Below are 25,896 nucleotides of genomic sequence, written 5' to 3'. Positions count from 1 at the left end.
CGGCACCGCCACGTCCTGCAGCGGCAATGCGCTGGTGTCGCCCTGCCCGGTCACCACCGCATGCCAGCCGGCGATGGCCTGCTCGGCCGCCGCGGCGTCGTGGAAACGCGCGGTCAGCTCGCGCGCCAGGCGCAGCTTCACCTCGCGCGGGTGCAAGGTGCCGGCCTGCACCCGCCGCTGCAGCTCCTGCGCCTCGTTCAGGCCTATGTCGAAGGACAGCAGCTCGATCCAGCGCCACATCAGCTCGTCGCCGATCTTCATGGTCTTGGTGACGATGTCGATCGGCGGCTCGCTGATGCCGATGTAGTTGCCCAGCGACTTGGACATCTTGTTGACCCCGTCCAGGCCTTCGAGCAACGGCATGGTCAGCACGATCTGCGCCGGCTGCCCGTAATGCTCCTGCAGGCCACGGCCCATCAGCAGGTTGAACTTCTGGTCGGTACCGCCCAGCTCGACGTCGGCCTTCAGCGCCACCGAGTCGTAGCCCTGCACCAGCGGATACAGGAACTCGTGGATGGCGATGGACTGCTGCGCGGCATAGCGCTTGGCGAAATCGTCGCGCTCGAGCATGCGCGCCACCGTGTGCTGGCCGGCCAGGCGGATCATGTCGGCCGCGCTCATCTGCCCGAACCACTCGGAGTTGAAGCGCACTTCGGTGCGCTCGCGGTCCAGCACCTTGAACACCTGCTCCTCGTAGGTGCGCGCATTGGCGAGCACGTCCTCGCGGGTCAGCGGCTTGCGGGTGACGTTCTTGCCGGTGGGGTCGCCGATCATGCCGGTGAAGTCGCCGATCAGGAAAATCACCTGATGCCCCAGTTGCTGGAACTGGCGCATCTTGTTCAGCAAGACGGTATGGCCGATGTGCAGGTCCGGCGCGGTCGGGTCGAAGCCGGCCTTGACGCGCAGCGGGCGGCCCGTGCGCAGGCGCGCTTCCAGTTCTTCGCGCTTGAGGATTTCGTCGGCACCGCGGCCGATCAGGGCAAGGGACTCTTCAATCGTGGACAAAGCGGAACTCCGACAGGTTGCATCCAGGCAACATGAATGACGTTAAGTGCAAGTTAACCGCGCGTCCGACGAAAACCCGAGCCGGTTCAATGGTTTGACGCGCTGTTGATCGATGTTTATGGTAGCCGAGTTTTGAGCTCGCGCTTCGGGCTCATGAGGAAGCCTTGATGCCGAACAGCGAAAGCGAACAGGAACGCGCGCGCAAGCAGCGCTTCCAGGAACGACTCCATGTCCTTCACGACACTGCACTGCATCGACAGCTGACGCAGCACTTTCCCGCCGGCCGCTGGACGCGCCGCCACTGGATCCATGCCAGCCTGTTCGCCACCATCGGCGCGCTGGTGGCCACGATCGTCCCCGGCTTCTCCAATGCCATCGACGTGCCGCTGCAGACCACGCACGCGACGCTGGCGCTGCCGTTGCCGCCGATCTCGCTGGCCCAGCAGCAGGGCGTGGCCGGCGACAGCTGGCAGGTGGTGCGGATCCAGCCCGGGCAGACCCTGGGCGCGGTGTTCGAACAGCTCGACATCCCGGCCACGGTGATGCATCAGGTACTGGACCACCCCGGCACGCGTGAGGCGCTGACCAAGCTGCGCCCCGGTGCCGAGATCGGCTTCGACCTGCCGGTGGCCGGCAGCCTGCGCGGGATCCGCTTCGACCGCGACGCCACCCACCGCGTGGAACTGTCGCTGCTCGGCGACGACATCCGCGAGAAGGTGACCGAGCGCGAAACCAGCACCCGCACCGCGGTCATCAGCGGCGAGATCACCAGCTCGCTGTACGTGGCCGCGCGCAAGGCGGGGCTGTCGCCGTCGGCGATCGCGACGATGACCGACGAGATCTTCAAGTACGACATCGACTTCGACAAGGACCTGCAGCCGGGCGACCGCTTCAGCGTGGTGATGGACGAGACCTGGCGCGAAGGCGAGCGGATCGACACCAGCAAGATCCTGGCGGCGACCTTCACCACCCGCGGCAAGACCTACAGCGGCTTCCGCTTCGAGCGCGACGGCAAGCCGGCCGAGTACTTCGACGTCAGCGGGCGGCCGCTGAAGAAGAGCTTCATCCGCATGCCGGTGTCCTACAGCCGGATCAGCTCGACCTTCGGCGCGCGCAAGCATCCGGTGCTGGGCACCATGCGCATGCACAAGGGCATCGACTACGCGGCGCCGTCGGGCACGCCGATCATGGCCGCCGGCGATGCGCGGGTGCAGTTCGTCGGCACCCAGCGCGGCTACGGCAACGTGGTGATCCTGGACCACGGCAAGGGCTACAGCACGCTGTACGGGCACATGTCGCGCTTCGGCGGGATCAAGCCCGGCCAGCGCATCAACCAGGGCACGGTGATCGGCTTCGTCGGCATGACCGGCATGGCCACCGGCCCGCACCTGCACTACGAATTCCGCGTGGACGGCGTGCAGCGCAATCCGGCGTCGGTGACGATGCCGCCGCCGACGCCGCTGGCCGGCGCGGAACTGGTGGCGTTTCGCGCGCAGACCTCGCCGGCGCTGGCACGCATCCAGCGCGTGGAGAAACTGATCTACGCCGACGCCGCACCGGCGAAGAGCGACGCACCGGCGAAGAAGAAGACCGTCGCCTCGGCCAGGCAGGCACAGTCCAGCGACGCCGGCTGAGCCGCGTAGCGGCCCCGCCACGGCGGCGCGGATTGACGCGCCGCCGCCCCTCGCCCACGCTGCGGTGCTGACGCTGCCTGGTGCCCCGTAATGTCCGATCCGATCGCAATCGACGACGCGTCCCTGTTCCTGGGCCTGATGTCCGGCACCAGTGCCGATGGCATCGACGCGGCGTTGGTGCGCTTCACCGCCGATGGGCAGGCGCAGCTGCGCATCGGCCGCACCTATGCCTGGGCGCCGCGCCAGCGCGAGGCGCTGATCGCCCTGGGCGAGGGCGGCGAGATCGATTCGCTGGATACGCTGGGCCGGCTCGATGCGGAGGTGGCGATCGCTTTCGCCGAGGCCGCGCTGCGCCTGCTCGAGGAGGCCGGCGTCGCGCCTGCCGAGGTGCGCGCGATCGGTTCGCACGGGCAGACCGTGCGCCACCGGCCGCTGGCCGACCCGGCCTTCACCTGGCAGCTGGGCGACGGCAACCGTATCGCCGAGCTGACCGGCATCGCCACGGTGTGCGATTTCCGCCGCCGCGACGTGGCCGCCGGCGGCCATGGCGCGCCGCTGATGCCGGCCTTCCACGCGGCGATGCTCGGAGATGCGCACGAAGACCGCGCGGTGCTGAACCTGGGCGGGATCGGCAACCTGACCCTGCTGCCGGCGCGCGGCAGCGTGCGCGGGTTCGACACCGGCCCGGCCAACGCGCTGCTCGATGCCTGGTGCCAGCGCCATCTGGGCCAGCCCTATGACGCCGGCGGCGCCTTCGCCGCCAGCGGCCAGGTCGACGCCGGCCTGCTGCAGCGGCTGCTGGCCGATCCCTGGTTCGCGCTGGCCCCGCCCAAGAGCACCGGGCGCGAGCAGTTCCACCTGCGCTGGGTGGATGCGCTGCTGGAGCCGGCCGCGCATCCGGCCGCGGCGGTGCAGGCGACCTTGCTGGAACTGACCGCGGCCACCGTGGCCGACGCGCTGCTGGCGCAGCAGCCGGCGACCCGGCAACTGCTGGTCTGCGGCGGCGGCGTGCACAACCCGCTGCTGCTGGCGCGGCTGCAGGCCCGGCTGCCGGGCGTGCGGGTGCTGTCCACGCAATCGTCGGGCCTGGATCCGGACTACGTGGAAGCGATGGGCTTCGCCTGGCTGGCGCGGCAGACCCTGGCCGGGCTGCCCGGCAATCTGCCTTCGGTCAGCGGCGCGCGTGGACCGCGCATCCTGGGCGCGATCCACCTGGCCTGACCGCGGCGGCAGCGGCCCGCGTCACGGGCGCCGACGCGCGGCTCAGAAGCCGGCGCCGGCCGGCAGTTCGCGCAACGCCGCGATCGCGTCGGACAAGGCATCCACTTCCGGGTTCTCGAAGCCGCTGCGCACTTCATGCTCGCTGGCGAACAGGCCCTGCTCGATCAGGTTGAGCACGGTCTGGTGCTGGGTCCAGCCGCGGGCCACGGCGATGCGGCGGATCCGATCGACCAGGATGGGGTCGATGTCGCGCAACAGCAGATCGGTCATGCGGACTCCCTGACGGACGGCGGCGCACCCCATGCGCCGGCGCCCATCATCCGCAACTCGCCGCGGGCTTTCAATCGGCTGGTGGCGCGGCCACTGCCGGCTGTTCGCGGATCCGCGGCCACAGCCAGGCCAGCAGCAGCAGGGTCGGGATCACCGTGAACGCGCTGAGCACGAAGAAGGTGCTGTAGGAGGTGGCCTCGACGATATAGCCGGAGGCGCCGCCGACGAACTTGCCCGGCAGGTTGGCCAGCGACACCAGCAGCGCGTACTGGGTGGCGGTGAAGTTGCGGTCGGTCAGCGACGACATGAACGCGACCAGCACGGTGCCGGCGAAGCCCTGGAACAGGTTATCGGCGCTGAGCGCGGCGTAGAACGACCACAGCTGCCCGGGATGGTGGGCCATCAGCAGGAACGCCAGGTTCGACAGCGCCACCCCCAGCGCGGCGACGAACAGCATGCGCCGGAAGCCGAACGCGGCCACCGCCAGGCCGCCGGCGAAGGCGCCGGCGATGCCCATCCACACCCCGAACAGCTTGGAGACGGTGGCGATGTCGGCCTTGCTGAAGCCCGAGTCCAGGTAGAACGGCCCGGACATCACCCCGATCACCTGGTCGGGGAACTTGAACAGGCCCACGAACAGCAGCAGCCCCAGGCCCAGCGCCAGGCCGTTGCTGGTGAAGAAGCTGGAGATCGGCTGCCAGAACGCGCCGACCACGTCGATCTTGCGCACCACCGTGGCCACCGGCACCTCCGGTTCGCGGCACAGCAAGGTGGTGGCGATCGGCAGCAGCATCAGCCCGGCCATGACCAGGTAGGCCAGGCTCCAGTCGCCGAACTGGGCCAGGTACAGCGCGCCGGCGCCGGACAGGATCAGGCCGATGCGGTAGCCGAAGGTATAGGTCGCGGCGAGCGCGGCCTGGGCCGAGGCCGGGGCGATCTCGATCCGGTACGCATCGACCACCGAATCCTGGGTGGCGCCGGCGAAGGAGGCGATCAGCACCCACGTCACCAGCCCGCCGATACTCAGCTCCGGGCGCATCAGCGCCAGCGCGGCCAGGCCGAGCATGACCCCCAACTGCGAGACCAGCAGCCACGAGCGGCGCCGGCCGAGGAAGGCGACCAGCGGAAACGGGTAGCGGTCCAGCAGCGGCGCCCACAGGAACTTGAGCAGGTAGAAGAAGCTGGCCAGGCTGATCAGGCCGATGCTGCCCAGGTCCAGGCCGACGTCGCGCAGGCGCGTGGACAGCGTCTGCGAGGCGATCAACAGGAACGGCAGGCCGCTGCCGAAGCCCAGCAGCGCCATCGTCGCCGCCGACGGCGTGGCGAAGGCGCGCTTGATCCCGGCCCAGCCCTTGTAGGACGCCGGCGCGGATGCGGCCTGGCTCATTCGCGGTAATCCACCACGAACGGCGCATGGTCGGAGAAGCGTTGCGCGGTGTAGATCGCGCAGCCCTGCAGGCGCTCGCGCAGCGAAGGGGTGACGAACTGGTAGTCGATGCGCCAACCGACGTCGTTGGCGCGGGCGGCGCCGCGGTTGCTCCACCAGGTGTAGTCCTGGCCGTCCGGGTGCAGCGCGCGGTAGGCATCGACCCAGCCACGGCCGCTGGCCGGATCGGCGTCTTCGGCGCGGTCGGCGCACAGGCCGTTGAGCCAGTCGCGCTCGGCCGGCAGGCAACCGGAGTTCTTCTGGTTGGACTTCCAGTTCTTGATGTCCAGCGCCGAGCGCACGATGTTCCAGTCGCCGCACAGCACGTAGTCGCGGCCGCTGGCCAGCCATTCGGCGAGGATCGGCCGCAGCCAGTCCATGACCTGGAACTTGTAGCCCTGGCGCAGTTCGCCCGACGAGCCGGAGGGGATGTAGAACGAGACCACGCTCAGGTTGCCGAAGCGCGCCTCCAGGTAGCGGCCCTCCTCGTCGAACTCGGGCCAGCCCAGCGCGGTACGCACCTCGTCCGGCTCGCGCTTGCTGTAGATGGCCACGCCGCTGTAGCCCTTCTTGGTGCTGGCATCGCGGAACCAGGCGCGGTAGCCGTCCGGCAGGAACGCCGGCCCGGCCAGTTGATGCTCCTGCGCCTTGGTTTCCTGCACGCACAGCACATCGGCGTGCTGGCTGGAAAACCACTCGAAGAAGCCCTTGGTGGCGGCCGAACGCAGGCCGTTGGCGTTGAAACTGATGATGCGCATGAAGAGCCGGGAATTGGGAAAGGGGAATAGGGAATCGGCAAAGCGTACCCCAGTGAGACCGCGAAGACAGAACAACCGCTATGCTTTTAGCCATTCCCGATTCTCCATTCCCCATTCCCGGCATCCCAATGACCGACTACCGGCAACGTTTCCTGCAATTGGCCCTGGATGCGCAGGCGCTGCGCTTCGGCGAATTCACGCTGAAGTCCGGGCGCATCAGTCCCTATTTCTTCAACGCCGGGCGCTTCGATGCCGGGAGCACGGTGGCGCGCCTGGCGGCGTGCTATGCCGATGCGGCCGATGCCGCCGGGCTCGACTTCGACCTGCTGTTCGGCCCGGCCTACAAGGGCATCCCGCTGGCGACCGCGCTGGCCTGCGAGTACGCGCAGCGCGACCGCAACCTGCCGCTGGCGTTCAACCGCAAGGAAGCCAAGACCCATGGCGAAGGCGGCAGCCTGATCGGCGCGCCGCTGGCCGGGCGCCGGGTGCTGATCGTGGACGACGTGATCACCGCCGGCACCGCGATCCGCGAGGCGCTGGGCATCATCCGCGAGGCCGGCGGCATCCCGGCGGCGATCCTGGTCGCGCTGGACCGGCAGGAGATCGCCGGCGAGCACGACCGGCGCTCGGCGGCGCAGGCGGTGGCGGCCGAAGCCGGGGTTCCTGTGGTGTCGGTCGCGCACCTGGGCGACCTGCTTGCATTCATCGATGGAAACGCGGAACTTGTCGGCTTCCGCGAACCGCTGCTGGCCTACCGGGCACGCTACGGCTGCGATCCGTCAGGCTGACAGCAGGGGGCTGCCATGATGCCGATCCAACGACCATGGAGCCGGGCCGCGTTGCCGGTCCTGCTCGCGCTGCTTGCATTGCCGGCCGCCGCGCAGCCGGCGCCATCCAAGAAGCTGTACTGCTGGAACCAGGGCGGGCAGCGCGTGTGCAGCGATGCGCTGCCGCCGGAAGCGGTGAATCAGGCGCGCGACGAATTCAACGCCAGGAGCGGAATGCGCAGCGGCGCGGTCGGCCGCGCGCTGAATGCCGAGGAGCGCGCCGCCGCCGCCGCCGATGCCGCGCAGCAGCGCGCCGACCAGGCGGCGCTGGAGACGCGCAAGCGTACCGACCAGGCGATGCTGCTGTCGTTCCAGACCGAAGAGGAATTGCGCCGGGTGTTCTCCGAGCGCATCGGCATCGTCGACAACAACATCAACACCGCGCGCTACAACGTCAACAGCCTGCGCGAAGGGCTGGTCGGCCTGCTCGCCAACGCCGGCGCGCGCGAGCTGGCCGGGCAGAAGGTGACCGGCAAGATCGTCGAGGACGTGCAGCAGCGGCATCGCGCACTGCTGTGGCAGCTGCGCATGCAGCAGAACTTCGAACAGCAGCGGCTCGGCCTGAACCAGGAAATCGACGACGCGCTGCAACGTTATCGCGCAGCGAAGCGGCCCGCGACCGGAACGGCGCCGGCTGCGACGACGAACAGCGGCTGAGCGCGGCGCGCGGCCAGCGGCGGTAGCCAGGTCGCCGTGTCAGGGAAGTCGGGACTGAAGTCCCTCCCACAGTGGACCCAGCAAGTAGGCCGCGAGTCCCTTGTGGGAGCGACTTCAGTCGCGACGAGCGAAGCCCGGATGCCCGGCGGTTTCGGATGCGGTCGGGGCTAAAGCCCCTCCTACAGTGCACCCAGCGAGTTGGCCGCGCTGCCTGCAGGCGCGGTTTCAACCGCGACGCGCGCAGCCGGGAATCGCGGCGCGCTCGGCGACCCTGTCGCGGGCTGAAGCGGCTCCCGCAGGAATCCGCATGCCGGCGGCGCTGCATCGTCGCGCCCGACGCTGCGCCGGACGCGCGCGGCACACTTCAGAATCCCGCCACCGGCGACGGCAGCAGCGCCTGCAACTGACCGCGGAACAGGTCCTTGATCCGCTCCAGCGCGGCACTGCTGTCGGCTTCGAAGCGCAGCACCAGCACCGGCGTGGTGTTGGACGCGCGCACCAGGCCCCAGCCATCGGCGAAGTCGGCGCGCAGGCCATCGATGGTGAGCAGCCGCGCACCGGCGAACGCCGAGCCTTCCTGCTGCGCGATGGCGACTAGCTGCGCGACCAGCGCATGCGCGTCCTGCCCCTCGGCCAACGGCAGCTTGATCTCCGGCGTGGACACGCTGTCGGGCAACTCGGCCAGCACCTCGGACGGACTCTCCTCGCGCTGCGCCAGGATCTCCAGCAGACGCGCCGCCGCGTACAGGCCGTCGTCGAAGCCGTACCAGCGCTCCTTGAAGAAGAAGTGGCCGCTCATCTCGCCGGCCAGTTCGGCATCGGTCTCGCGCATCTTCGCCTTGATCAGCGAATGCCCGGTCTTCCACACCATCGGGCTGCCGCCGTTGCGCAGCACGTAGTCGGACAGCTTGCCGGTGCATTTGACGTCGTAGATCACCAGCGCGCCCGGGTTGCGCTGCAGCACGTCGGCGGCGAACAGCATCAGCAACCGGTCGGGGTAGATCACCGTGCCTTCCTTGGTCACCACGCCGAGCCGGTCGGCATCGCCGTCGAAGGCGATGCCCAGGTCGGCGTCGAAACGCTGCACCGTCTGGATCAGGTCTTCCAGATTGTGCGGCTCGCTGGGATCGGGGTGGTGATTGGGGAAGGTGCCGTCGACGTCGCAGTACAGCGGGATGACCTCCGCGCCGATCGCCTCCAGCAGCCGCGGCGCCAGTTCGCCGCCGACGCCGTTGCCGGCATCGGCCACCACCTTGAGCGGGCGGTCCAGCTGCACGTCGTCGGCGATGCGCTGGATGTAGTCGTCGCCGACGTCGCGCTGCTGCAGCCGCCCCGGCTCGGCGGCGCTCGGCAGGTGGCCTTCGCTGATGCGCGCGTACAGGTCGGTGATCGCCGCGCCGGACAGGGTCTCGCCGCCGACCACGATCTTGAAGCCGTTGTACTCCGGCGGGTTGTGGCTGCCGGTCACCGCCACGCAGCTGCCGGCGCGCAGGTGGAAGCTGGCGAAGTACACCACCGGGGTCGGCGCCAGGCCGATGTCGGTGACGTGGCAGCCGGCGCGGCGCAGGCCGTCGATCAATGCCGCCGACAGTTCCGGGCCGGACAGGCGGCCGTCGCGACCGACCACCACCTCGTTCAGGCCCTGCTCCTGCATCACCGCGCCGATCGCCTGGCCGATCAGCGCCGCGACCTGCGGACTGAGGTCGCGGCCGACCACGCCGCGGATGTCGTAGGCGCGGAAGATGCCGGCCGGCACGGTCAGCGCCGGCACCGTCCTGGCCGGCGTGGCCTCGCCCTCGGGCAGCGCTGGCGGCGGCGGCGGTTCCTGGTGCTGCAGGCTCTGCCGCAGGGTGGGTTCCTGCTCGGCCGCCGCGGCGGCGGCCTTGGCGCGGCGCGGCCGCGGCAGGCGGCCGCGCGCGGCCAGCAGCACCGCCAGGGTCAAAAAGCCGAGCAGGCCGGCGACGATCAGGCAGGGCAGCGCCTCCAGGCCGAGCAGGCCGGCCTCGGCGTCGGGCAACGCCGCGACCACCCGCAGCCCGCTGCTGCCGATCGGCCGCGACAACGCGTCGCCATGGTCGGCCAGGCCGGCATCGCCGGCACCGATCACGTCATAGCTGCCCTGGCGCAGCGCCAGGTAGCCGCTGGCCGGAACCGCGGCCTGCGCCATCGGTGCGGTCAGCACGCGCAGCGGCAGGCGCAGGTAGGCGACACCGGCGCCCGTGTCCAGGCTCACCGGCGCGGCCAGCCCCAGTCGCGCACCGCCGCCGTCGCGTATCACCGCACTGGCGACCGCGTCGGTCAGCAACGCCTTTTCCAGCAGCGCCAGGCGGCCGTAGCCGAAGCCACCCGCGTCGGCGTAGCCGGCGCTCAGGTCGCCGGGCAGCACTTGCGCGTCTTCCGCGTCCTTCCAGCCCTCGCGCAGCGCCTGCGCGGCCGTCGTCGCGTCGCCGCGCGCCAGGGCGGCCTGCACCGCGGGCTGCCGCAGTTGCGCGGCGAAGCGCTTGGCGGCGGCCGCCAGCGCCTGCGAGGTCTGCGCCACTGCCGCGTCGCGCGCCTGCTGCAGTTCCGTGGCGCTGTGTTCGTAGCGCCACTGCTGCGCGCCGCTCCAGCCGAACCAGCCGGCCAGCACGGCCAGCAGCAGCGCCAGCAGCGGCGCCGCCTTGCGCAAACCCTGCGGCGCCGGCGGCCGTTGTGTTGCCTCGCTCATGCACACGATCCCCTGTCAGCGCACTCCGGTATGGCCGAATCCACCCGTTCCCCTGGCGCTGTCGGCGAAAGTATCCACCACCTGCAGGGCAACGCGCACGACCGGCATCACCACCAGCTGCGCGATGCGGTCGCCCGGGGCGATGGTGAACGGCTCGCGGCCGCGGTTCCAGACGCTGATCAGCAGCGGTCCCTGGTAGTCGGCATCGATCAGGCCGGTGCCGTTGCCGAGCACGATGCCGTGGCGATGGCCCAGCCCGGAGCGCGGCAACACCACCGCGCACAGCTGCGGATCGGCGATGTAGATCGACAGCCCGCTGGGGATCAACGCGGTATCGCCCGGCGCCAGGGTCAGCGGCGCCTCGGTGGCCGCGCGCAGATCGAGTCCGGCGCTGGCCTCGGTGGCGTAGTCCGGCAGCGGCCAGCTGTCGCCGAAGCGCGGGTCGAGCAGTTTGACCTGCAGCGGGTACGGCGTGGGGATGGTCATGCGTGCAGTCGCTCCGCGATCAGGGCCAGCAATTGTTCGGCCAGTTGCGCCTTGGACACGGCCGGGAAGCTGCGTGCGCCCTGCTGCCAGTAGGCGGTGGCGGCATTCTGGTCGCTCTCGAAGCCGTTGCCGGCCACTCCCACCTGGTTGGCGATGATCAGGTCCAGGTGCTTGTCGTTGAGTTTGCCACGCGCGTAACGCTCGATGTCGTGGGTCTCGGCGGCGAAGCCGACCACCAGTTTCAGCGCCTGGGTCTGCGCGGCGACCTCGGCCAGGATGTCCGGGGTCCGCACCAGTTCCAGGGTCAGCATCTCGCCGCCCTTCTTGATCTTCTGCGCGGCGACCTGCCTGGGCGTGTAGTCGGCGACCGCGGCGGTGCCGATGTAGATATCGGCCGGCAACGCGCCCAGCACCGCTGCGCGCATCTGCGCGGCCGAGCGCACGTCGATGCGCTGCACGCCGTCGGGCGTGGGCAGGTGCACCGGGCCGCTGACCAGCACCACCGCCGCGCCCTGCCGCGCCGCGGCGGCGGCCAGGGCATAGCCCATCTTGCCGCTGCTGCGGTTGCCGAGGTAGCGCACCGGGTCCAGGTCTTCGTAGGTCGGCCCGGCGCTGATCAACAGGCGCAGGCCGTGCAGCGCGCCGCCAGCGGTGCCGGCAGCGACCGGCACGGGCGCCGCCAGGGTCGCCGCGGCCGCGGCGCGGCCGGCGGCCAGCGCGGCGACGATCTCCTCCGGCTCGGCCAGGCGCCCGGGACCGGACTCGCCTTCGGCCAGCGGGCCGTCGTTCGGCCCGACCACGCTGGCGCCACGCTGGCGCAGCGTGGCGACGTTGGCCTGGGTCGCGGGGTGCAGCCACATGCGGTGGTTCATCGCCGGGCATACGGTCAGCGGCGCGGTGCTGGCCAGGCACAGCGTGGTCACCAGATCGTCGGCCAGGCCGTGGGCGAGCCGCGCCAACAGGTCGGCGGTGGCCGGCGCCACCACCACGCGGTCGGCCCAGCGCGCCAGCTCCAGATGGCCCATCGCCTGCTCGGCGGCGCTGTCCCACAGGCTGGTGCGGGTCGGGTGCGCGGACAGCGCCTGAAAGCTCAGCGGCGTGACGAACTGCTGCGCGCCGGCGGTCATCGCCACCTGCACCTCGGCCCCCGCCTCGCGCAGCCGCCGCACCAGCTCCAGCGCCTTGTAGGCAGCGATGCCGCCGCCCACGCACAACAGCACACGCCGCCCCTGCAGGGGCCCCTCGAAAGTACCGGTCACGTCGGGAATGTCCTACCCATGCAAGAACGATTAGCTTACCCGATGGCCCTTTGCGGCCCTGATACCGTTGCGCCATATCGCCCGCCAATCTGGCGATATGCACATACACGACTGGCCCGACACCGAACGCCCCCGGGAAAAGCTGCTGGCACGCGGCCCCGGCGCCCTCTCCGACGCCGAACTGCTGGCGATCTTCCTCGGCTCCGGCCTGCCCGGCAGCGACGCGGTGCGGACCTCGCGCGACCTGCTGCAGCGGCACGGCCCGCTGCGCACGCTGCTCGACCGCCCGCCCGGCGACCTGGTCAACCTGCCGGGGCTCGGCCCGGCGCGCGCCTGCAAGCTGTCGGCCGCGCTGGAGCTGGGCCAGCGTCACCTGGCCGCCGAACTGGAACGCGGCACCATCCTGACCGATCCGGACATGGCCGGCCTGTACTTCGCGCGGCGGTTGCGGGCATGGCCGCACGAGGTGTTCGCGGTGCTGTTCCTGGACACCAAGCACCGCTCGCTGGCGTTCGAAGAACTGTCCCATGGCACCCTGGACGGCGCCGAGGTGCATCCGCGCGAAGTGGTGCGGCGCGCGCTGATGCACAACGCGGCCGCGGTGATGATCGGCCACAACCACCCCTCGGGGAACCCGGAACCCTCGCCCGCCGACCGCGCCGTCACCCATCGCCTGAAACAGGCGCTGGGGTTGCTGGATATCCGCCTGCTGGACCATTTCATCGTCGGCGACGGGGCACCGGTGTCGATGGCGGCGCGCGGCTGGGCCTGAGCCGGGGTGCGGACGCCGTCGCCGCACGGCGGCGGTCGCTGCGCATCCCGAATGCCCAATCCGCAATCCCGCCTTCGCCAGACGGCCTGAGGTCGGGCTGAACCCGGCACGGGCCGGGAGGCGGCGGGTCGGGTAAAATCGCCGGTTCCGCGCTTCAAGCAGAGATCACGTGAAATCCCAACTCCGCGCCCTGATCGGTCAAGGCATCGAAGCCTTGCGCGCCAACGGCACCCTGCCGACCGACACCCTGCCGCCGGACTTCGTGGTCGAACGGCCCAAGACCCGCGAGCACGGCGACTTCGCCACCAACGCGGCGATGCTGCTGGCCAAGGCCGCGCGCGGCAACCCGCGCGCGCTGGCGCAGCAGCTGGTCGCCGCGCTGCCGGCCAGCGACGAGGTGGCCCGGGTCGAGATCGCCGGCCCCGGCTTCATCAACTTCCACCTCAGCCCCAGCGCCTACCAGCGCGAAGTGCTGGCGGTGCTCAAGCAGGGCGAGGACTACGGCCGCAGCCTGGTCGGCAATGGCCGCACCGTGGGTGTGGAATACGTCTCGGCCAATCCGACCGGCCCGCTGCACGTGGGCCACGGCCGCGCCGCGGCGATCGGCGACTGCCTGGCGCGACTGCTCGAGGCCAACGGCTGGAACGCCAAGCGCGAGTTCTACTACAACGACGGCGGCGGGCAGATCGAGAACCTGGCGCGCTCGGTGCAGGCGCGCGCGCAGGGCAAGACCCCCGACAGCCCCGGCTGGCCGGAAGAAGGCTACCGCGGCGACTACATCCAGGACGTGGCCAACGCCTACCTGGCAGGCGCCGCGGTGGACCTGGAAGGCCACCAGGTCACCGGCTCCAAGGACCCGAACGACCTGGAGGCGATCCGCCGCTTCGCCGTGGCCTACCTGCGCAACGAGCAGAACCACGACCTGGCCGCGTTCGGCGTGGACTTCGACATCTACTTCCTGGAAAGCTCGCTGTACCGCGACGGCAAGGTCGAGGAAGCGGTGCAGAAGCTGGTCGCCTCCGGCCACACCTACGAGGAAGGCGGCGCGCTGTGGCTGAAATCGACCGATTTCGGCGACGACAAGGACCGCGTGATGCGCAAGTCCGACGGCAGCTACACCTATTTCGTGCCGGACGTGGCCTATCACCTGAGCAAGTGGCAGCGCGGCTACGTGCGCGCGATCACCGAGCTGGGCGCCGACCACCACGGCTCGCTGGCGCGGGTGCGGGCCGGCCTGCAGGCGATGGACCTGGGCATCCCCAAGGGCTGGCCCGAGTACGTGTTGCACCAGATGGTCACGGTGATGCGCGGCGGCGAGGAAGTGAAGCTGTCCAAGCGCGCCGGCAGCTACCTGACCCTGCGCGACCTGATCGAGGAAGCCGGCCGCGATGCCACGCGCTGGTTCCTGATCGCGCGCAAGCCCGATTCGCAGCTGACCTTCGACATCGACCTGGCGCGCCAGCAGAGCAACGACAATCCGGTGTTCTACGTGCAGTACGCGCATGCCCGGGTGTGCAGCCTGCTGCGCCAGGCGCAGGAGAAGAAACTGGACTACGACCAGGCCGACGGCCTGGGCCAGCTGAACCGGCTGAACGATGCGACCTCGCTGGAACTGATGCTGGAACTCTCGCGCTACCCGGAAGTGGTGGAGAATGCGGGGCATGTGCTGGAGCCGCACCTGATCGCGCAATACCTGCGCGAACTGGCGACCGCGTTCCACACCTGGTACCACGGCACCCCGGTGCTGGTGGACGATGCGGGCGAGCGCAACGCCAAGCTGACCCTGGCCGTGGCGGCGCAGCAAGTGCTGGCGAACGGCCTGAACCTCCTGGGCGTGTCCGCCCCGGAAAAAATGTGAGTGGAGAAGCGGTAGATGGCAGCACGACGCGGTAAGACGCAGGCGCGACGCAACAGCGGCAACGGCACGCCCGGATGGGTATGGCTGATCGCCGGCGTGGCGATCGCGGCAGTGGTATTCCTGGCGGCACCGGGCCTGTTCAAGAAGGACGGCGACGGCTTCCTGCGCGTGGGCGGCCCGCGCGCCAACCCGGATGCGCAGCCGGCGCCGGTGGCCGATGCCGATGTGGACGCGGCGCCGGAACTGCCCAAGCCGGCGGCGACGGCGGCCGGCAGCACCAAGCCCGAGGCCAAGAAGGACGCACAGACCCAGTACGACTTCTATACCTTGCTGCCCGGCAAGGAAGTGCAGATGTCCGACGCCGAACTGGCCGCCAGCGCGCGTGCCGAGGCTGCCCGACAGGCACGCGCGCCGCAGGCGGCCGCCACCGCCACGCCGGCCACGGCAACCGCGGCCGCGACCGCTCCGGCAACGGCGGCGGCGGTGTCCAATCCGACCCCGCTGCCCGAAACGGCCGCCGCGAGCGTGCCCGCCAACAGCGTGGCCACGGCGACCAAGCCGACGGCGGCAGCGACCGCGCCCGCGGCAACCGCCGCCGCGCCGGACAACGCCCGCTACATCCTGCAGGCCGGTTCGTTCGGCGCCTCCGGCGATGCCGAATCGACCAAGGCCAAGCTGGCGATGCTGGGCCTGTCGGCGCGCGTGGAATCGGCGCAGATCAGCGGCAAGACCGTGTACCGCGTGCGCATGGGGCCGTACGGCACCGCCAGCGAACTGGCCGCGGCCAAGCAGAAGCTGACCGGCAGCGGACTGCCGGCAATCGCGATCAAGGCGCAGTGAGGCTGGGATTGGGGATTGGGGAAACGGGAATGGGGAGAAGCGGCTTCTCCTGCATTCCTTGCGACTGGCCTGCATAGGCCAGCCGCTTCATTGCCTCGCCAGTCGCGCGAGCGCGACTGATGGCAGCCTGGCCACCGTGACCCAGAGCAGGCGAGGCACGTCGACGCCTGCTTTCGCTTTTCCTATTCCCGATTCCCCACTCCCTATTCCCGGCCCCTAGCCACCTGGAAGCCGGCGAAGGACTGTGTCACCGGCATGATTTCCAGCCGGTTGATGTTCAGATGCGGCGGCAGCGTGGCGACCCAGAAGATCTGTTCGGCGATGTCCTCGGCGGTCATCGGCTGCGCGCCGTGGTACAGCTTGTCCGACGCGCCCTGGTCGCCGTGGGTGCGGACCAGGGTGAACTCGGTCTCGGCCATGCCCGGCTCGATCGCGGTCACGCGCACGCCGGTGCCGTGCAGGTCCGAGCGCAGGCCCAGCGAGAACTGGCTGACGAAGGCCTTGGTGCCGCCGTAGGCATTGCCGCCCGGATACGGGTACAGCGCGGCCACCGAACTGATGTTGACGATCGCGCCGCGGCGCTGGATCAGGGTGGGCAGCAGGCGGTGGGTCAGGGTCACCAGCGCGGTGATGTTGGTGTCGATCATCGTGCGCCAGTCGTCCAGCGACGCGGCCTGCGCCGGGGCGGTGCCCTGCGCCAGGCCGGCGTTGTTGACCAGCAGGTCGATGCCGCGGAATGCGTCCGGCAGCTCGGCCAGCATCGCATCGAGCGCGGCTTCGTCGCGGATGTCGAACGCCGCCACGTGCACGCGCTCGGCACCGAACTCGGCCAGCAGCGGCTGCAGCCGCTCGGCGCGGCGCCCGGTGGCGATCACGCGCCAGCCGGCGTTGACGAAGCGGCGCACGGCGGCGGCGCCGAAACCGGAGGTGGCACCGGTGATCAGGGCGGTCTGGGTCATTGAGAGGCCGGGAATGGGAGTGGGGAATCGGGAATGGTAAAAGCAAACAGGCAAAGCCGGGGTGCTGTTGCCTCAACCGCCGCTTGCCGGCATGGACACGTGGCCGACGGCATAGGCTTGACCGACGTCCGGCGAGGGCGGCGGCAGATCGCGCCAAAGCCGCAGGCGCAGCAGGTTCCAGCCATGCGGCTCGTAGGCGCTCACCGCCGCGAGCGCGCCTGCGGCAAGATCGCCCTTCGCCCGCTCGGTCTCGCGGTCGCCCGGCGTATCGAGCGCGTCGGCATCGGGGATCGCGACGATCTCGCGCCGGGCGTAGCGGGCGCCACGCAGGTCCGCGCGCAGATGCGCAGCGCACACCGTCCACAGTTGCACCGCGGGCCGCCCGAACGACGCGGTCAGCGCGCGGAACGCGGCGCCGGCGAGGAAATCGTGCATCGCCTCGGCATCGCGCCACAGGTAGAACGGCGCATACAGGTTGCTGTGGCTGGACAGCGCGCGATCGCCGCGGTCGGCGCTGAGATAGGCATTGAACACCAATCCCGGCAGGCCATCCAGCAACGGCCCCTTGTCGACGATGCGGCGCTGGATGATGGTCATGTCGTAGTCGGCCGGCAACGCGATGCTGTACTGCATGGCGATCATGCGCCGGCCTCCGCGGCCACGATCCCGGCGCGGCCGCCGCCGAAGGACCAGTCCTGCGCTGCGGTGGTGACGATGTTCACCATCACGTCTTCCGGCGCGATGCCCGGCGCGATCGCCAGCAGCTCCACCAGGCGCCGGTAGAACGCGCGCTTGCGGGCCTCGCTGCGCGGCCGCCCGGCGGTGATCGCGATCAGCACGAAGCCATCCGAACGCGGTCCGCCGAGATAGTGGCGATCGAACACCAGTTCCCCTGGATCGTGCTGGTGGATGACCTGGAAGCAATCGCCGGCCGGCACCTCGAAAGCCTCGTGCATGGCCTGGTAGACGCTGGCGGACAAGGCGCGCAGATAGTCGGGCGTGGCGCCGCGATGCAGCGAGATACGGGCGTAGGGCATGGGATGTCTCCTGCTCGGGAATCAGGCGGCCGACGCGGTCGCGGCGCGCAGCAGCGGCAGCGCCGAGGCGGCGCACGGCCAACCGGCGTAGAACGCCAGATGGGTGATCGCTTCGGCCAGTTCGTCGCGGCCCAGGCCGTTGTCCAGCGCGCGGCTCAGGTGGAACGGCAGTTGCTGCGGCCGGTACAGGGCCACCAGCGCCGCCACCGTGACCAAGCTGCGCTCGCGCGGCGACAGCGTGGGGCGCTGCCACAGGTCGGCGAACAGCACTTCATCGGTCAGTTGCGCGAATTTCGGTGCGATATCACCGAACAAGGATGCAGAAGGCTGGCATGTAGCGGACATTGGCGTCTCGCGCTGGAGATTGACTGCGCACAGCCTAGCCACCGAAGATGTTCCTGAAAATCGGGAAATCCAGTAGCAAATCTTCGATAAAACAGGATCGATAGCATGCGTCGCATCACCTTCGATCTCGATGCGCTGCGCAGCTTCGTCGCCGGCGTCGAACTGGGCAGCTTCGCCAAGGCGGCAGATCGGCACGGGCGCTCCACGTCCGCGATCAGCGCGCAGCTGAAGAAGCTCGAAGCGCAGGCCGGCCACACGCTGCTGCGCCGCAGCGGCCGCGGACTGGCGCTGACCGACGCTGGCGAGGTGTTGCTGGCCTACGCAAGGCGCCTGCTGGACCTCAACGACGAAGCCACCGGTGCCCTGCACGGGTCGGTCCTGCAGGGTTGGGTACGGCTTGGGCTGCAGGAGGATTTCGGCGAGCACATGTTGCCCGACGTGCTGGGACGCTTCGCCCGCGCCCATCCCAAGGTGCGCATCGAAGCGCGCATCGCGCGCCATCAGGAACTGCTGGCCCGGGTCGACGCGGGCCAGCTGGACCTGGCGCTGGTCTGGGACGCAGGGACCGCGACGGCGCATCGGGCGCCGCAGGCGGCCTGGCCGATGCGCTGGATCGCCGCGGCCCAGGCGCCGCTTGCGGACCCGAGCGGCTGGCACAGCGAGACGCCATTGCCGCTGGTGATGCTGGAGGCGCCCTGCCTGCTGCGCACCGCGGCGACCACGGCGCTGGATCGCGCCGGCATCCCGTGGCGCATCGCCTTCACCAGCGCCAGCCTGGGCGGCGTCTGGGCGGCGGTGCGCGCCGGCCTGGGCCTGACCTTGCGCACGCCGGCCGGCCTGCCCGAGTCGCTGGCGCTGCTGCTGCCAGGGGCAGGCGGCCTGCCGACGCTGCCGGCGCTGGACCTGAACCTGCATCGTGCCGACGCGGAACCGGCACCGGCGGTGGCGCGCCTGGCGGAGATCCTGCAGCAGCGCCTGCACGAGGCGCGCATGGCATACGCCGATCCGGAGTGAGGCGGCCGCGTGCAGAACCACGCACGACCGGCTCGCCGCGCCAATGCGCTCCGGCAGTGGCGGCCTAGGCCGCCACCGGCACTTCGGCGGACTTGCGCCGCAGGCGTTCGCGCAGGCGCAGGAACGGCCGCTCCACCGCGTAGTGCAGCAGCGCGGCGGCCAGCAGCGCCATCGCCGCATAGCTCGCGAAGGCGAGCAACCCGCGCCCGTCGAGCGCGGCACCGAACCAGCTCTGGGTGAGATGGAACACGGCCTTGTGCGACAGATACAGGCTGTAGGAGACCGCGGCCAGCCACCCCGCCCCAGGCAACGCGCGCCGGCCGATCCAACTGCGCGTGGAGGCGCCGGCGATCGTCAGCAGCGCCAGTCCCAGCGACACCACCGGCCAGCCGATCGCATTGCCGAGCAGGCCGGTACGTTCGCGGAACAGCCACATCGCCAGCGCGCACACCGCCAACCCGGCCAGCAGCAGTGCGTTGGCCCGCGCCTGCAGCCACTGCCAGCGCTGCGGCCGGAACACCTTGATCGCGGCCAGCACCACCCCGGCCAGCAAGCCGTCGAGCCGGTTCCAGGTCGGGTAGTAGATGTCCTCGATGAACCAGTTGCGTTGCAGCCCGTCGCCGATACGGTCGAGCGCCCTGTCGTGCAGCCATGTCGCCGTGCGCAGCGCGATGCCGGCCAGCACCACCGCGCCGCACACCGCGACGAAACGCGGCGCCGACGGCCGCCGCATCGACAGCGCCGCCAACAGCGGGAACACCAGGTAGAAATGCTCCTCCACGCACAGCGACCAGGCATGCGAGAACGCCTGCTGGTTGGCGTAGTCGATGCCCAGGTTCAAGGTGAAGCTGGCGAACATCCACCACGGCGCGAGGCCCGGCGCTTCGCGGAAGTCCGGCCAGGCCAAATACAGCGCCAGCACCACGGCGAAGGCCGGCAGGATGCGGAACGCGCGGCGCAGATAGAAATCGCCATAGCGCAGCGGTTCGCCGCGCGCCAGCGGCGCCAGCACCTGGCCGCCGATCAGGAAACCGCTGAGCACGAAGAACAGGTCCACGCCCATCCAGCCGTAGCGCGACAGCCAGGCCCAGTCCGGCCCCAGGCCGCCGACCACGAACGCGTGGAACAGCATCACCCACCCGATCGCCAGCGCGCGCAGCACATCCAGTCCGGGGTAGCGCATGTGGCCGGCATCCTTTCACGACAAGGAACGTGGCCGCCATTCTAGGCAGCGCACCTCGGCCGCTCAATGCGCGCTCGATCCGTCCACATCTGCGTGCCGCATCGCGCGATGACCACGCCGCAACGCGACGACGCGGGCTAGCGTCTTCCCGCTCCCAGGACCTGCTGCGTCACCGCGCGATCGCGATCGCGTTCGCCACGCCCGAGCCGCGGCAACACGCCCCAACGTTCCAGCCACGCCACGGCCGTCGCCACGCCATCCTCGGTGCGGATGCGCGCACCCAGCTGCGCCGCGGCCTGCACCATCGCCGGTTGCGCCGCCTGCTCGAGTGCGTTGGCCAGGGTCTGCGCCTGCAGGCCGGCGCGGGCCAGCGCCGGCGGTGCCACGCCCTGCCGCGCCAGGCAGTGCGCCCAGAACGGCTGGTCGCCGTAGAACGGCACCACCACCGAGGGCACGCCCGCCGCCGCCGCCGCGCCGGTGGTGCCGGCGCCGCCGTGATGCACGATCGCGGACATGCGCGGGAACAGCCAGGCATGCGGCGCCTGCTGCAGAGGGAAGATCTGCGCATCGGCATGCGCCTGCGCGGCGTCCAGCCCACCCCAGCCGCTGGCCAGCACCGCGCGCCGGCCGCTGCGCCGCACCGCCTCGACCAGCGTCGCGGCGAATGCCTGGGGATCGGCGCTGACCATGCTGCCGAAGCCGATGTAGACCGGCGCCGGACCGGCGTCGAGAAACGCCTGCAATGCCGCGGGCGGCTGCCACTGCGATTCGTGCAGCATCCAGTAGCCGCAGATCTGTACCGACGCGGGCCAGTCGCGCGGGCGCGGCAGCACCTGCGGGCTGAAGCCGTACAACACCGACACCTGCGCCGAACCGCGATGGAAGTAAGGCCCGTACCAGGGATAAGGACGCAGCCCGAGCTGCGCGCGCACGCACTGGTCGATCGCCGGCCGCATCACCCGCCACACCGCCAGGCGCATCAGTTGGTAGGCGGCCATGCTCAGCGGCCCCGGCACGTTGCGCCCGGCCAGCGGCATCGGCGGCAAGTACCGCGACGCGGTCAAAGGCTGCAACTGCGCGAACACCACCGGAATCGCGCACGCCTCGCCCAGCGCTGCGGCGAGCAGGCTGCCGCTGCCGACGCCGATCAGCAGATCGGCGCCCGTGCTCGCCAACTGCCCTTGCGCGGCCCAGTCCCTGGCCCAGAACGCCATGCGCTCGCGGAACACCGTCGCCATCGCCTTCCACTGCAGCCCGCGCTCGGCGATACTCGGATCGTTTTCGAGCAAGGCCTGGAAGTCGCCGCTGAGCGCGAAGAAGCTCAGACCGGCAGCGCGGATCTGCTCGGCGAAGTTGGCGCTGGTGACGATGCGCACCGTGTGGCCGCGCTGCTGCAGTCCGCGCCCCAGCGCGAGCAGCGGCTGGATATCGCCGCGCGTGCCCAGGGTGAAGATCGCCACCGTCGCCCCGTGCGCCGGCGCGGCATGCTGTTGCTCACGCATCGGCCAATGCCTCCGTGGCCGGCAGCGGCTGGGCCAGCCGCGATGCGACCGCGCGCTGTCCGGACTGGCGCGGATGCAGGCGCGCATCCACGATCCGCGCGATCTGCGCCGCTGGCGCCGACTGCAGCATCGACTGATGGTCGCTGTCGATCGGGCACACGTCCAGTTCCGCAACGAACGCGCGCCAGGCATCGGGACGATGATCCAGCAGCGGCGACAGGTCCAGCGCCGGCTTGATCGCCGCGTCGAAAAACAGCACCTCCACGTCCACGCGCGGCGGCTGGTAGTGACTGGCCAGCGCCAGCTGATGCTCGGTCAGCGCGGCGATGCGGTCCAGCAGCTGCGGATCGTCCTGCAGCAGCTGTTGCACCATTGGCATCGACAGCAAGCCGTAGTGTTCGCACAACAGCATCGACAGATCGGCCACGCAGGCAGGAGCCGGCTGACCAGGATCCAGGCGCAGGCCGAGGAAGGCCACGGCGGCGCGCACCCTGGCCGCCTCGTCGCCCAGCGTGGCGATGCGCTCGGCATACGGATAGGCGTCGAGCACGGCCAGCAACTCCACCTCGTGACCACTCGCACGCAGCTCGGCGGCCATCGCGTGAACGATCAATCCACCCAGCGACCAGCCCAGCAGCCGGTACGGCCCCTGCGGCTGCACGCGGCGGATCCGCCGCACATAGTCGGCGGCGATCGTCTCGATGCTGTCCGGCAACGCGGCGCCGCTGCGCAGGGCCGGCGATTGCAGCGCATACACCGGGCAGCCCGGATCGAGCTGGCCGAGCAGTCCCAGGTACGACCACCCCAACCCCACCACCGGATGGATGCAGAACAGCGGCCGGTTGCCGTGGTCGCCCGCGCGCAGCCGCAACAGCGGCGCCAGCGGATCGTTCTGCGCCTCCTCGGCATTGGCCATCAGCGTCGCCAGACCGGCCACGGTCGAGGCATGGAACAGGCTGCCCAGCGGCAGCTCGATCCCGAACTGGCTGGGAAACCGTGCCAGCAGTTCGGCCGCGGTCAACGAATCGCCGCCCAGTTCGAAGAAGTTGTCGTGCACGCCGATCCGCTCCACTTGCAGCAGGTTCTGCCACAGCGCGACCAGGCGCTGCTCCAGCGGATCGCGCGGCGCCACGTAGCGCGGTGCCGCCGCTCTGCCCGGAGCCGGCAGTGCCTTGCGGTCGAGCTTGCCGTTGGGGGTCAGCGGCAGCGCCGGCAGCGCCATGCACACGGTGGGCAGCATGTGCTCGGGCAAACGCCCCTGCAGTTGCTGGCGCAGCGCATCGAGCGTCGGCAGCGCGGCGTCGCCGGCCGCCACCAGATAGGCCACCAGTTGCACCGCGCCATCGCCGTCGCCATCGCGGTGGCCGACCACCGCCGCCGCGGCGATCGCCGGATGGCGCAGCAGCGCGGCTTCCACTTCGCCCGGTTCGACCCGGTGCCCGCGGATCTTCAACTGCGCATCGGCGCGTCCGAGGAATTCCAGCACCCCGTCCTCGCGCCAGCGCGCCAGGTCGCCCGAGCGGTACATGCGCCCGCCATCGGCGGCGAACGGATCGGGCAGGAAGCGGGCGTCGCTGAGCTGTTGCCGCTTGCGGTAGCCCTTGGCCACGCCGGCGCCGCCGATGTAGAGCTCGCCGCTTGCGCCGGTCGGAACCGGCTGCTGCTGGGCATCGAGCACGTAGACGCGGGTGTTGCGCAGCGGCCGGCCGATCGGCACCGACGCCGTATCGGCCGGCGTCAGATGCATCACCGTGGACCACACCGTGGTTTCGGTGGGGCCGTACAGTTGCGTCAGCCGCGCGGCGCGCTGCAGCAGCCGGGCCGCCAGCTCGCCGCTGAGCGCTTCGCCGCCGACCAGCGCATGCACGTGCTGCAACGGCAGATCCTCGTTGGCCAGCAGGATGCGCCACAGCGAAGGCGTGGCCTGCATCAGGCTGATACGTTCGCGCGCGATCAACCGCGACAGGCCGTGCGGATCGTGCAGCAGGCCATCGCCGGCCACGACCACGCTGGCGCCGCAGATCAGCGGCAAATACAGTTCCAGCGCGGCGATATCGAAACTGATCGTGGTCAGCGCCAGCACCCGGTCGCTGGCCTGCAATTGCAGTTCGTGCTGCATGGCGAACAGGAAGCTGGCCAGATTGCGGTGGCTGACCTCCACCCCCTTTGGCGTTCCGGTGGAACCGGAGGTGTAGAGCAGATAGGCGATGCCGTCGGCCGTGGCGCGCGGCACGGGCAACGGCGCCAGGTCGGTCCCTGCCTGCGGGTCGAGCCACACGATGCCGCCCAGGGCATGCTGTTCCCACTGTGCCGGCTCGCACACCAGCGCGATCGCGCCGGAGTCGTCCAGCATCGTCGCATTGCGCTCCGCCGGCCCCAGCGGATCCAGCGGCAAATACGTGGCGCCGCTCCACATCACCGCCAGCAGCACCACCAGCAACTGCTCGCTGCGCGGCAATGCCACCGCGATCACGTCGCCCGGCAACACCCCATCCTCGACCCACTGCGCCGCCAGCTGCGCGCTGCGCTGCTGCAGGCTGCGGTAGTCCAGCAGCTGGCTATCGCAACGCACCGCGACCGCGTCGGGCGTGGCGGCGGCCTGCTGCGCGAACCAGTGCGGCAGGCTGCTCGGCTCGGGCAGCGCGGCGTCGGTACGGTTCCAATCGTAGAGCAGGCGTGCGCGTTCCTGCGCACCCAGCATGTCCACCTGCCCCAACGCCTGGGTTGGATCGTCCAGCACCGAATCGACCAGCTGCAGCAGGCGCCGGCGGTGTTCGTCCAGTTCCTCGCGGGTGTACAGCCCGGGATTGGCATCGAAATCGAAGCGCACGTCGGCACCGTCGCCGCGTTCGTAGAAGAAGATGGTCAGATCCTCGGCCGAGCCGTTGGACAGGTTGTCCGGAATCGCCTGGACGCCGCCGAACTCCAGCGCGTAGTCGAACGCCTCGATGTTCACCGCCAGCCATGCCAGCTGCTGGTCGTTGCCGACCAGGCCCAGGTCGCGGCGCAGATCTTCGTAGCGATATTGCTGATGCCGCAGCGCCGACCTGACCACCGACGCCACCTGCGCGAACAGGCTATGGAACGGCGCCTGCGGCGCCATCGCCAGGCGGATCGACACCGCATTGGCGACCATGCCCGGCGTGCTGCGGTACTGGCGGTTGATCCGCCCGGTCACCGGCATGCCGAAGATCAGATCCTCCGCGCCGGTATTGCGATGGTAGAACGCGGCGACCAACGCGATCAGTAGCTGCGGCAGCGTGGCGCCGTACAGTGCGCCGAGTTCGCGCAGACGCGCGATCTGCGCACTCGACAGGTGGCCCGTACTGCGCAGCAAGCCGCTCTGCAATGCGCCGGGACGGCGCGTCAGGCTCACTGCCGGCGGCGGGTTGGCCAACTGCTGCACCCAGTAGTCGCGATCACGGCGGCAACGTTCGGACTCGCGGTACGACGCTTCCAGCTCGACCAGCCCGGCCAGGGTACCCGCCGTGCTCGGCGGTGGCTCGACGCCCGCGGCATAGGCGCTGTAGAGCTCGGCCAGCCGCTGCGCGGCCATGCCGCCGGTGTAGCCGTCCACCACCAGATGGTGCACGCATTGCACCCACAGATAGTGGTCTTCGCCCAACCGGAACAGTACGCAGTTCCACAGCGGATCGCGCGCGATGTCCAACTGCCGCTCCATCGCCTGCGCGATCCAGCGCTCGGCCGCCTGCCGCGGCGCCGCTTCGCCGCTCAGATCCAGATACGGAAGATCGCCCCGGTAATCGTCCTCCACCCATTGCCGCGGCACGCCGTTCTCTTCGACGATGCGTACCCGGATATTCTCGAATTCGCGCACCACTTGTTGCGATGCGCGCAAGATCAGTTGCGGCTGGATCGGACCGAACAGTTCCAGCGCCTCGGCCATATTCAGCGAAGCCTTCGGATTTATTTTCTGCCCCACCCAGAGTCCGCGCTGGGCGGTGGTCAAAGGCAGTGCGCCGCAGGAGAGCTGGTTCATGGCATGCATCCTTATTGGACTCGCCGGCACGGCATCGCCATCGCCGTCGAAATCGCCGCCGAGAAGACGCCACACCGGGCAGTCGGATTGAGATCGAGTGAATCTGGTTCCCGCTCCGGAACACCGGAAGCGCGAG

The 25,896-nt window shown here is 70.2% G+C and carries 22 protein-coding genes (1 of these 22 running past the window's edge); 8 read left to right on the top strand and 14 right to left on the bottom strand.

What is annotated here, in order from left to right; translation table 11 throughout:
* Positions 1-1,005 carry the 5' portion of a tyrosine--tRNA ligase gene (tyrS, locus tag NRY95_02855; protein ID UYC16934.1) on the bottom strand. Its footprint begins 207 nt before the window's first position, so only the first 1,005 of its 1,212 coding nucleotides appear in the window; it begins with the start codon at positions 1,003-1,005; the stop codon falls past the left edge of the window.
* A gap of 167 nt (positions 1,006-1,172) precedes the next feature.
* Between tyrS and NRY95_02850 the strand changes: the two genes are divergently transcribed.
* Positions 1,173-2,639, top strand: a complete 1,467-nt coding sequence (locus NRY95_02850; GenBank protein ID UYC16933.1) for a M23 family metallopeptidase — start codon at positions 1,173-1,175, stop codon at positions 2,637-2,639.
* A gap of 90 nt (positions 2,640-2,729) precedes the next feature.
* A complete protein-coding gene (locus NRY95_02845) occupies positions 2,730-3,860 on the top strand; it encodes an anhydro-N-acetylmuramic acid kinase (protein ID UYC16932.1) in 1,131 nt (376 codons plus the stop codon).
* Positions 3,861-3,902: 42 nt separating this feature from the next.
* On the opposite strand, the gene NRY95_02840 is transcribed toward NRY95_02845, so the two are convergent.
* The 3 genes from NRY95_02840 to NRY95_02830 form a co-directional block, all read right to left on the bottom strand.
* Complete coding sequence (locus tag NRY95_02840) at positions 3,903-4,130, bottom strand: hypothetical protein (protein UYC16931.1); 228 nt, start codon at positions 4,128-4,130, stop codon at positions 3,903-3,905.
* A gap of 70 nt (positions 4,131-4,200) precedes the next feature.
* Complete coding sequence (locus tag NRY95_02835) at positions 4,201-5,517, bottom strand: MFS transporter (protein UYC16930.1); 1,317 nt, start codon at positions 5,515-5,517, stop codon at positions 4,201-4,203.
* Positions 5,514-6,314, bottom strand: a complete 801-nt coding sequence (locus NRY95_02830; protein UYC16929.1) for an exodeoxyribonuclease III — start codon at positions 6,312-6,314, stop codon at positions 5,514-5,516. Before NRY95_02830 ends, NRY95_02835 begins: the two co-directional genes overlap by 4 nt.
* A gap of 128 nt (positions 6,315-6,442) precedes the next feature.
* Here NRY95_02830 and pyrE point away from each other — a divergent pair, with 128 nt between their 5' ends.
* Positions 6,443-7,102, top strand: a complete 660-nt coding sequence (gene pyrE / locus NRY95_02825; protein UYC16928.1) for an orotate phosphoribosyltransferase — start codon at positions 6,443-6,445, stop codon at positions 7,100-7,102.
* Between the two features lie 15 nt (positions 7,103-7,117).
* Complete coding sequence (locus NRY95_02820) at positions 7,118-7,798, top strand: hypothetical protein (GenBank protein UYC16927.1); 681 nt, start codon at positions 7,118-7,120, stop codon at positions 7,796-7,798.
* A gap of 364 nt (positions 7,799-8,162) precedes the next feature.
* On the opposite strand, the gene NRY95_02815 is transcribed toward NRY95_02820, so the two are convergent.
* The 3 genes from NRY95_02815 to coaBC are packed head-to-tail and all read right to left on the bottom strand — an operon-like array spanning position 8,163 to position 12,250.
* Entirely contained in the window at positions 8,163-10,505 is a 2,343-nt protein-coding gene (locus tag NRY95_02815; protein UYC16926.1) for a phosphomannomutase/phosphoglucomutase, read from the bottom strand.
* A 15-nt stretch (positions 10,506-10,520) separates the two neighbouring features.
* Positions 10,521-10,991 (bottom strand): dUTP diphosphatase, encoded by a 471-nt coding sequence (gene dut / locus NRY95_02810; protein UYC16925.1) that lies wholly within the window; start codon positions 10,989-10,991, stop codon positions 10,521-10,523.
* Positions 10,988-12,250 (bottom strand): bifunctional phosphopantothenoylcysteine decarboxylase/phosphopantothenate--cysteine ligase CoaBC, encoded by a 1,263-nt coding sequence (gene coaBC / locus NRY95_02805; protein ID UYC16924.1) that lies wholly within the window; start codon positions 12,248-12,250, stop codon positions 10,988-10,990. Before coaBC ends, dut begins: the two co-directional genes overlap by 4 nt.
* 97 nt (positions 12,251-12,347) lie before the next feature.
* On the opposite strand from coaBC, the gene radC reads away from it, so the two are divergent.
* The 3 genes from radC (at position 12,348) to NRY95_02790 (ending at position 15,720) form a co-directional block, all read left to right on the top strand.
* Positions 12,348-13,022: a DNA repair protein RadC gene (gene radC / locus NRY95_02800; protein UYC16923.1), complete on the top strand. Its 675-nt coding sequence runs from the start codon at positions 12,348-12,350 to the stop codon at positions 13,020-13,022.
* A 169-nt stretch (positions 13,023-13,191) separates the two neighbouring features.
* Positions 13,192-14,880: an arginine--tRNA ligase gene (argS, locus tag NRY95_02795; protein ID UYC16922.1), complete on the top strand. Its 1,689-nt coding sequence runs from the start codon at positions 13,192-13,194 to the stop codon at positions 14,878-14,880.
* A 15-nt stretch (positions 14,881-14,895) separates the two neighbouring features.
* Entirely contained in the window at positions 14,896-15,720 is an 825-nt protein-coding gene (locus NRY95_02790; protein UYC16921.1) for an SPOR domain-containing protein, read from the top strand.
* 203 nt (positions 15,721-15,923) lie between these two features.
* Here the strand turns inward: NRY95_02790 and NRY95_02785 are convergent, their stop codons facing one another.
* From NRY95_02785 to NRY95_02770, 4 genes are all read right to left on the bottom strand, one after another.
* A complete protein-coding gene (locus NRY95_02785; GenBank protein ID UYC16920.1) occupies positions 15,924-16,679 on the bottom strand; it encodes an SDR family NAD(P)-dependent oxidoreductase in 756 nt (251 codons plus the stop codon).
* Positions 16,680-16,751: 72 nt separating this feature from the next.
* A complete protein-coding gene (locus tag NRY95_02780) occupies positions 16,752-17,321 on the bottom strand; it encodes a DUF4865 family protein (GenBank protein ID UYC16919.1) in 570 nt (189 codons plus the stop codon).
* On the bottom strand, positions 17,318-17,716 hold the full coding sequence (locus NRY95_02775) for a tautomerase family protein (protein UYC16918.1): 399 nt from the start codon (positions 17,714-17,716) through the stop codon (positions 17,318-17,320). Before NRY95_02775 ends, NRY95_02780 begins: the two co-directional genes overlap by 4 nt.
* A 21-nt stretch (positions 17,717-17,737) precedes the next feature.
* Positions 17,738-18,061, bottom strand: coding sequence for a carboxymuconolactone decarboxylase family protein (locus NRY95_02770; GenBank protein ID UYC16917.1), 324 nt, complete (start codon positions 18,059-18,061; stop codon positions 17,738-17,740).
* A 105-nt stretch (positions 18,062-18,166) separates the two neighbouring features.
* Here NRY95_02770 and NRY95_02765 point away from each other — a divergent pair, with 105 nt between their 5' ends.
* Positions 18,167-19,075: a LysR substrate-binding domain-containing protein gene (locus NRY95_02765; protein UYC16916.1), complete on the top strand. Its 909-nt coding sequence runs from the start codon at positions 18,167-18,169 to the stop codon at positions 19,073-19,075.
* A gap of 64 nt (positions 19,076-19,139) precedes the next feature.
* Here NRY95_02765 and NRY95_02760 read toward each other — a convergent pair whose 3' ends face one another.
* From NRY95_02760 to NRY95_02750, 3 genes are all read right to left on the bottom strand, one after another.
* The gene (locus tag NRY95_02760; protein UYC16915.1) at positions 19,140-20,258 is read right to left on the bottom strand and encodes an acyltransferase; all 1,119 of its coding nucleotides are present in this window, start codon (positions 20,256-20,258) and stop codon (positions 19,140-19,142) included.
* Between the two features lie 137 nt (positions 20,259-20,395).
* Complete coding sequence (locus NRY95_02755; GenBank protein ID UYC16914.1) at positions 20,396-21,760, bottom strand: glycosyltransferase; 1,365 nt, start codon at positions 21,758-21,760, stop codon at positions 20,396-20,398.
* The gene (locus NRY95_02750) at positions 21,753-25,703 is read right to left on the bottom strand and encodes an amino acid adenylation domain-containing protein (GenBank protein ID UYC18479.1); all 3,951 of its coding nucleotides are present in this window, start codon (positions 25,701-25,703) and stop codon (positions 21,753-21,755) included. Before NRY95_02750 ends, NRY95_02755 begins: the two co-directional genes overlap by 8 nt.
* Positions 25,704-25,896: the final 193 nt, after the last annotated feature.

This window comes from Xanthomonas campestris pv. phormiicola (assembly GCA_025666215.1).
Classification (GTDB): Bacteria; Pseudomonadota; Gammaproteobacteria; order Xanthomonadales; family Xanthomonadaceae; genus Xanthomonas_A; species Xanthomonas_A campestris_A.
The sequence above is the reverse complement of the archived record's forward strand: the minus strand, read 5'-3'. Positions and strand labels throughout refer to the sequence as shown.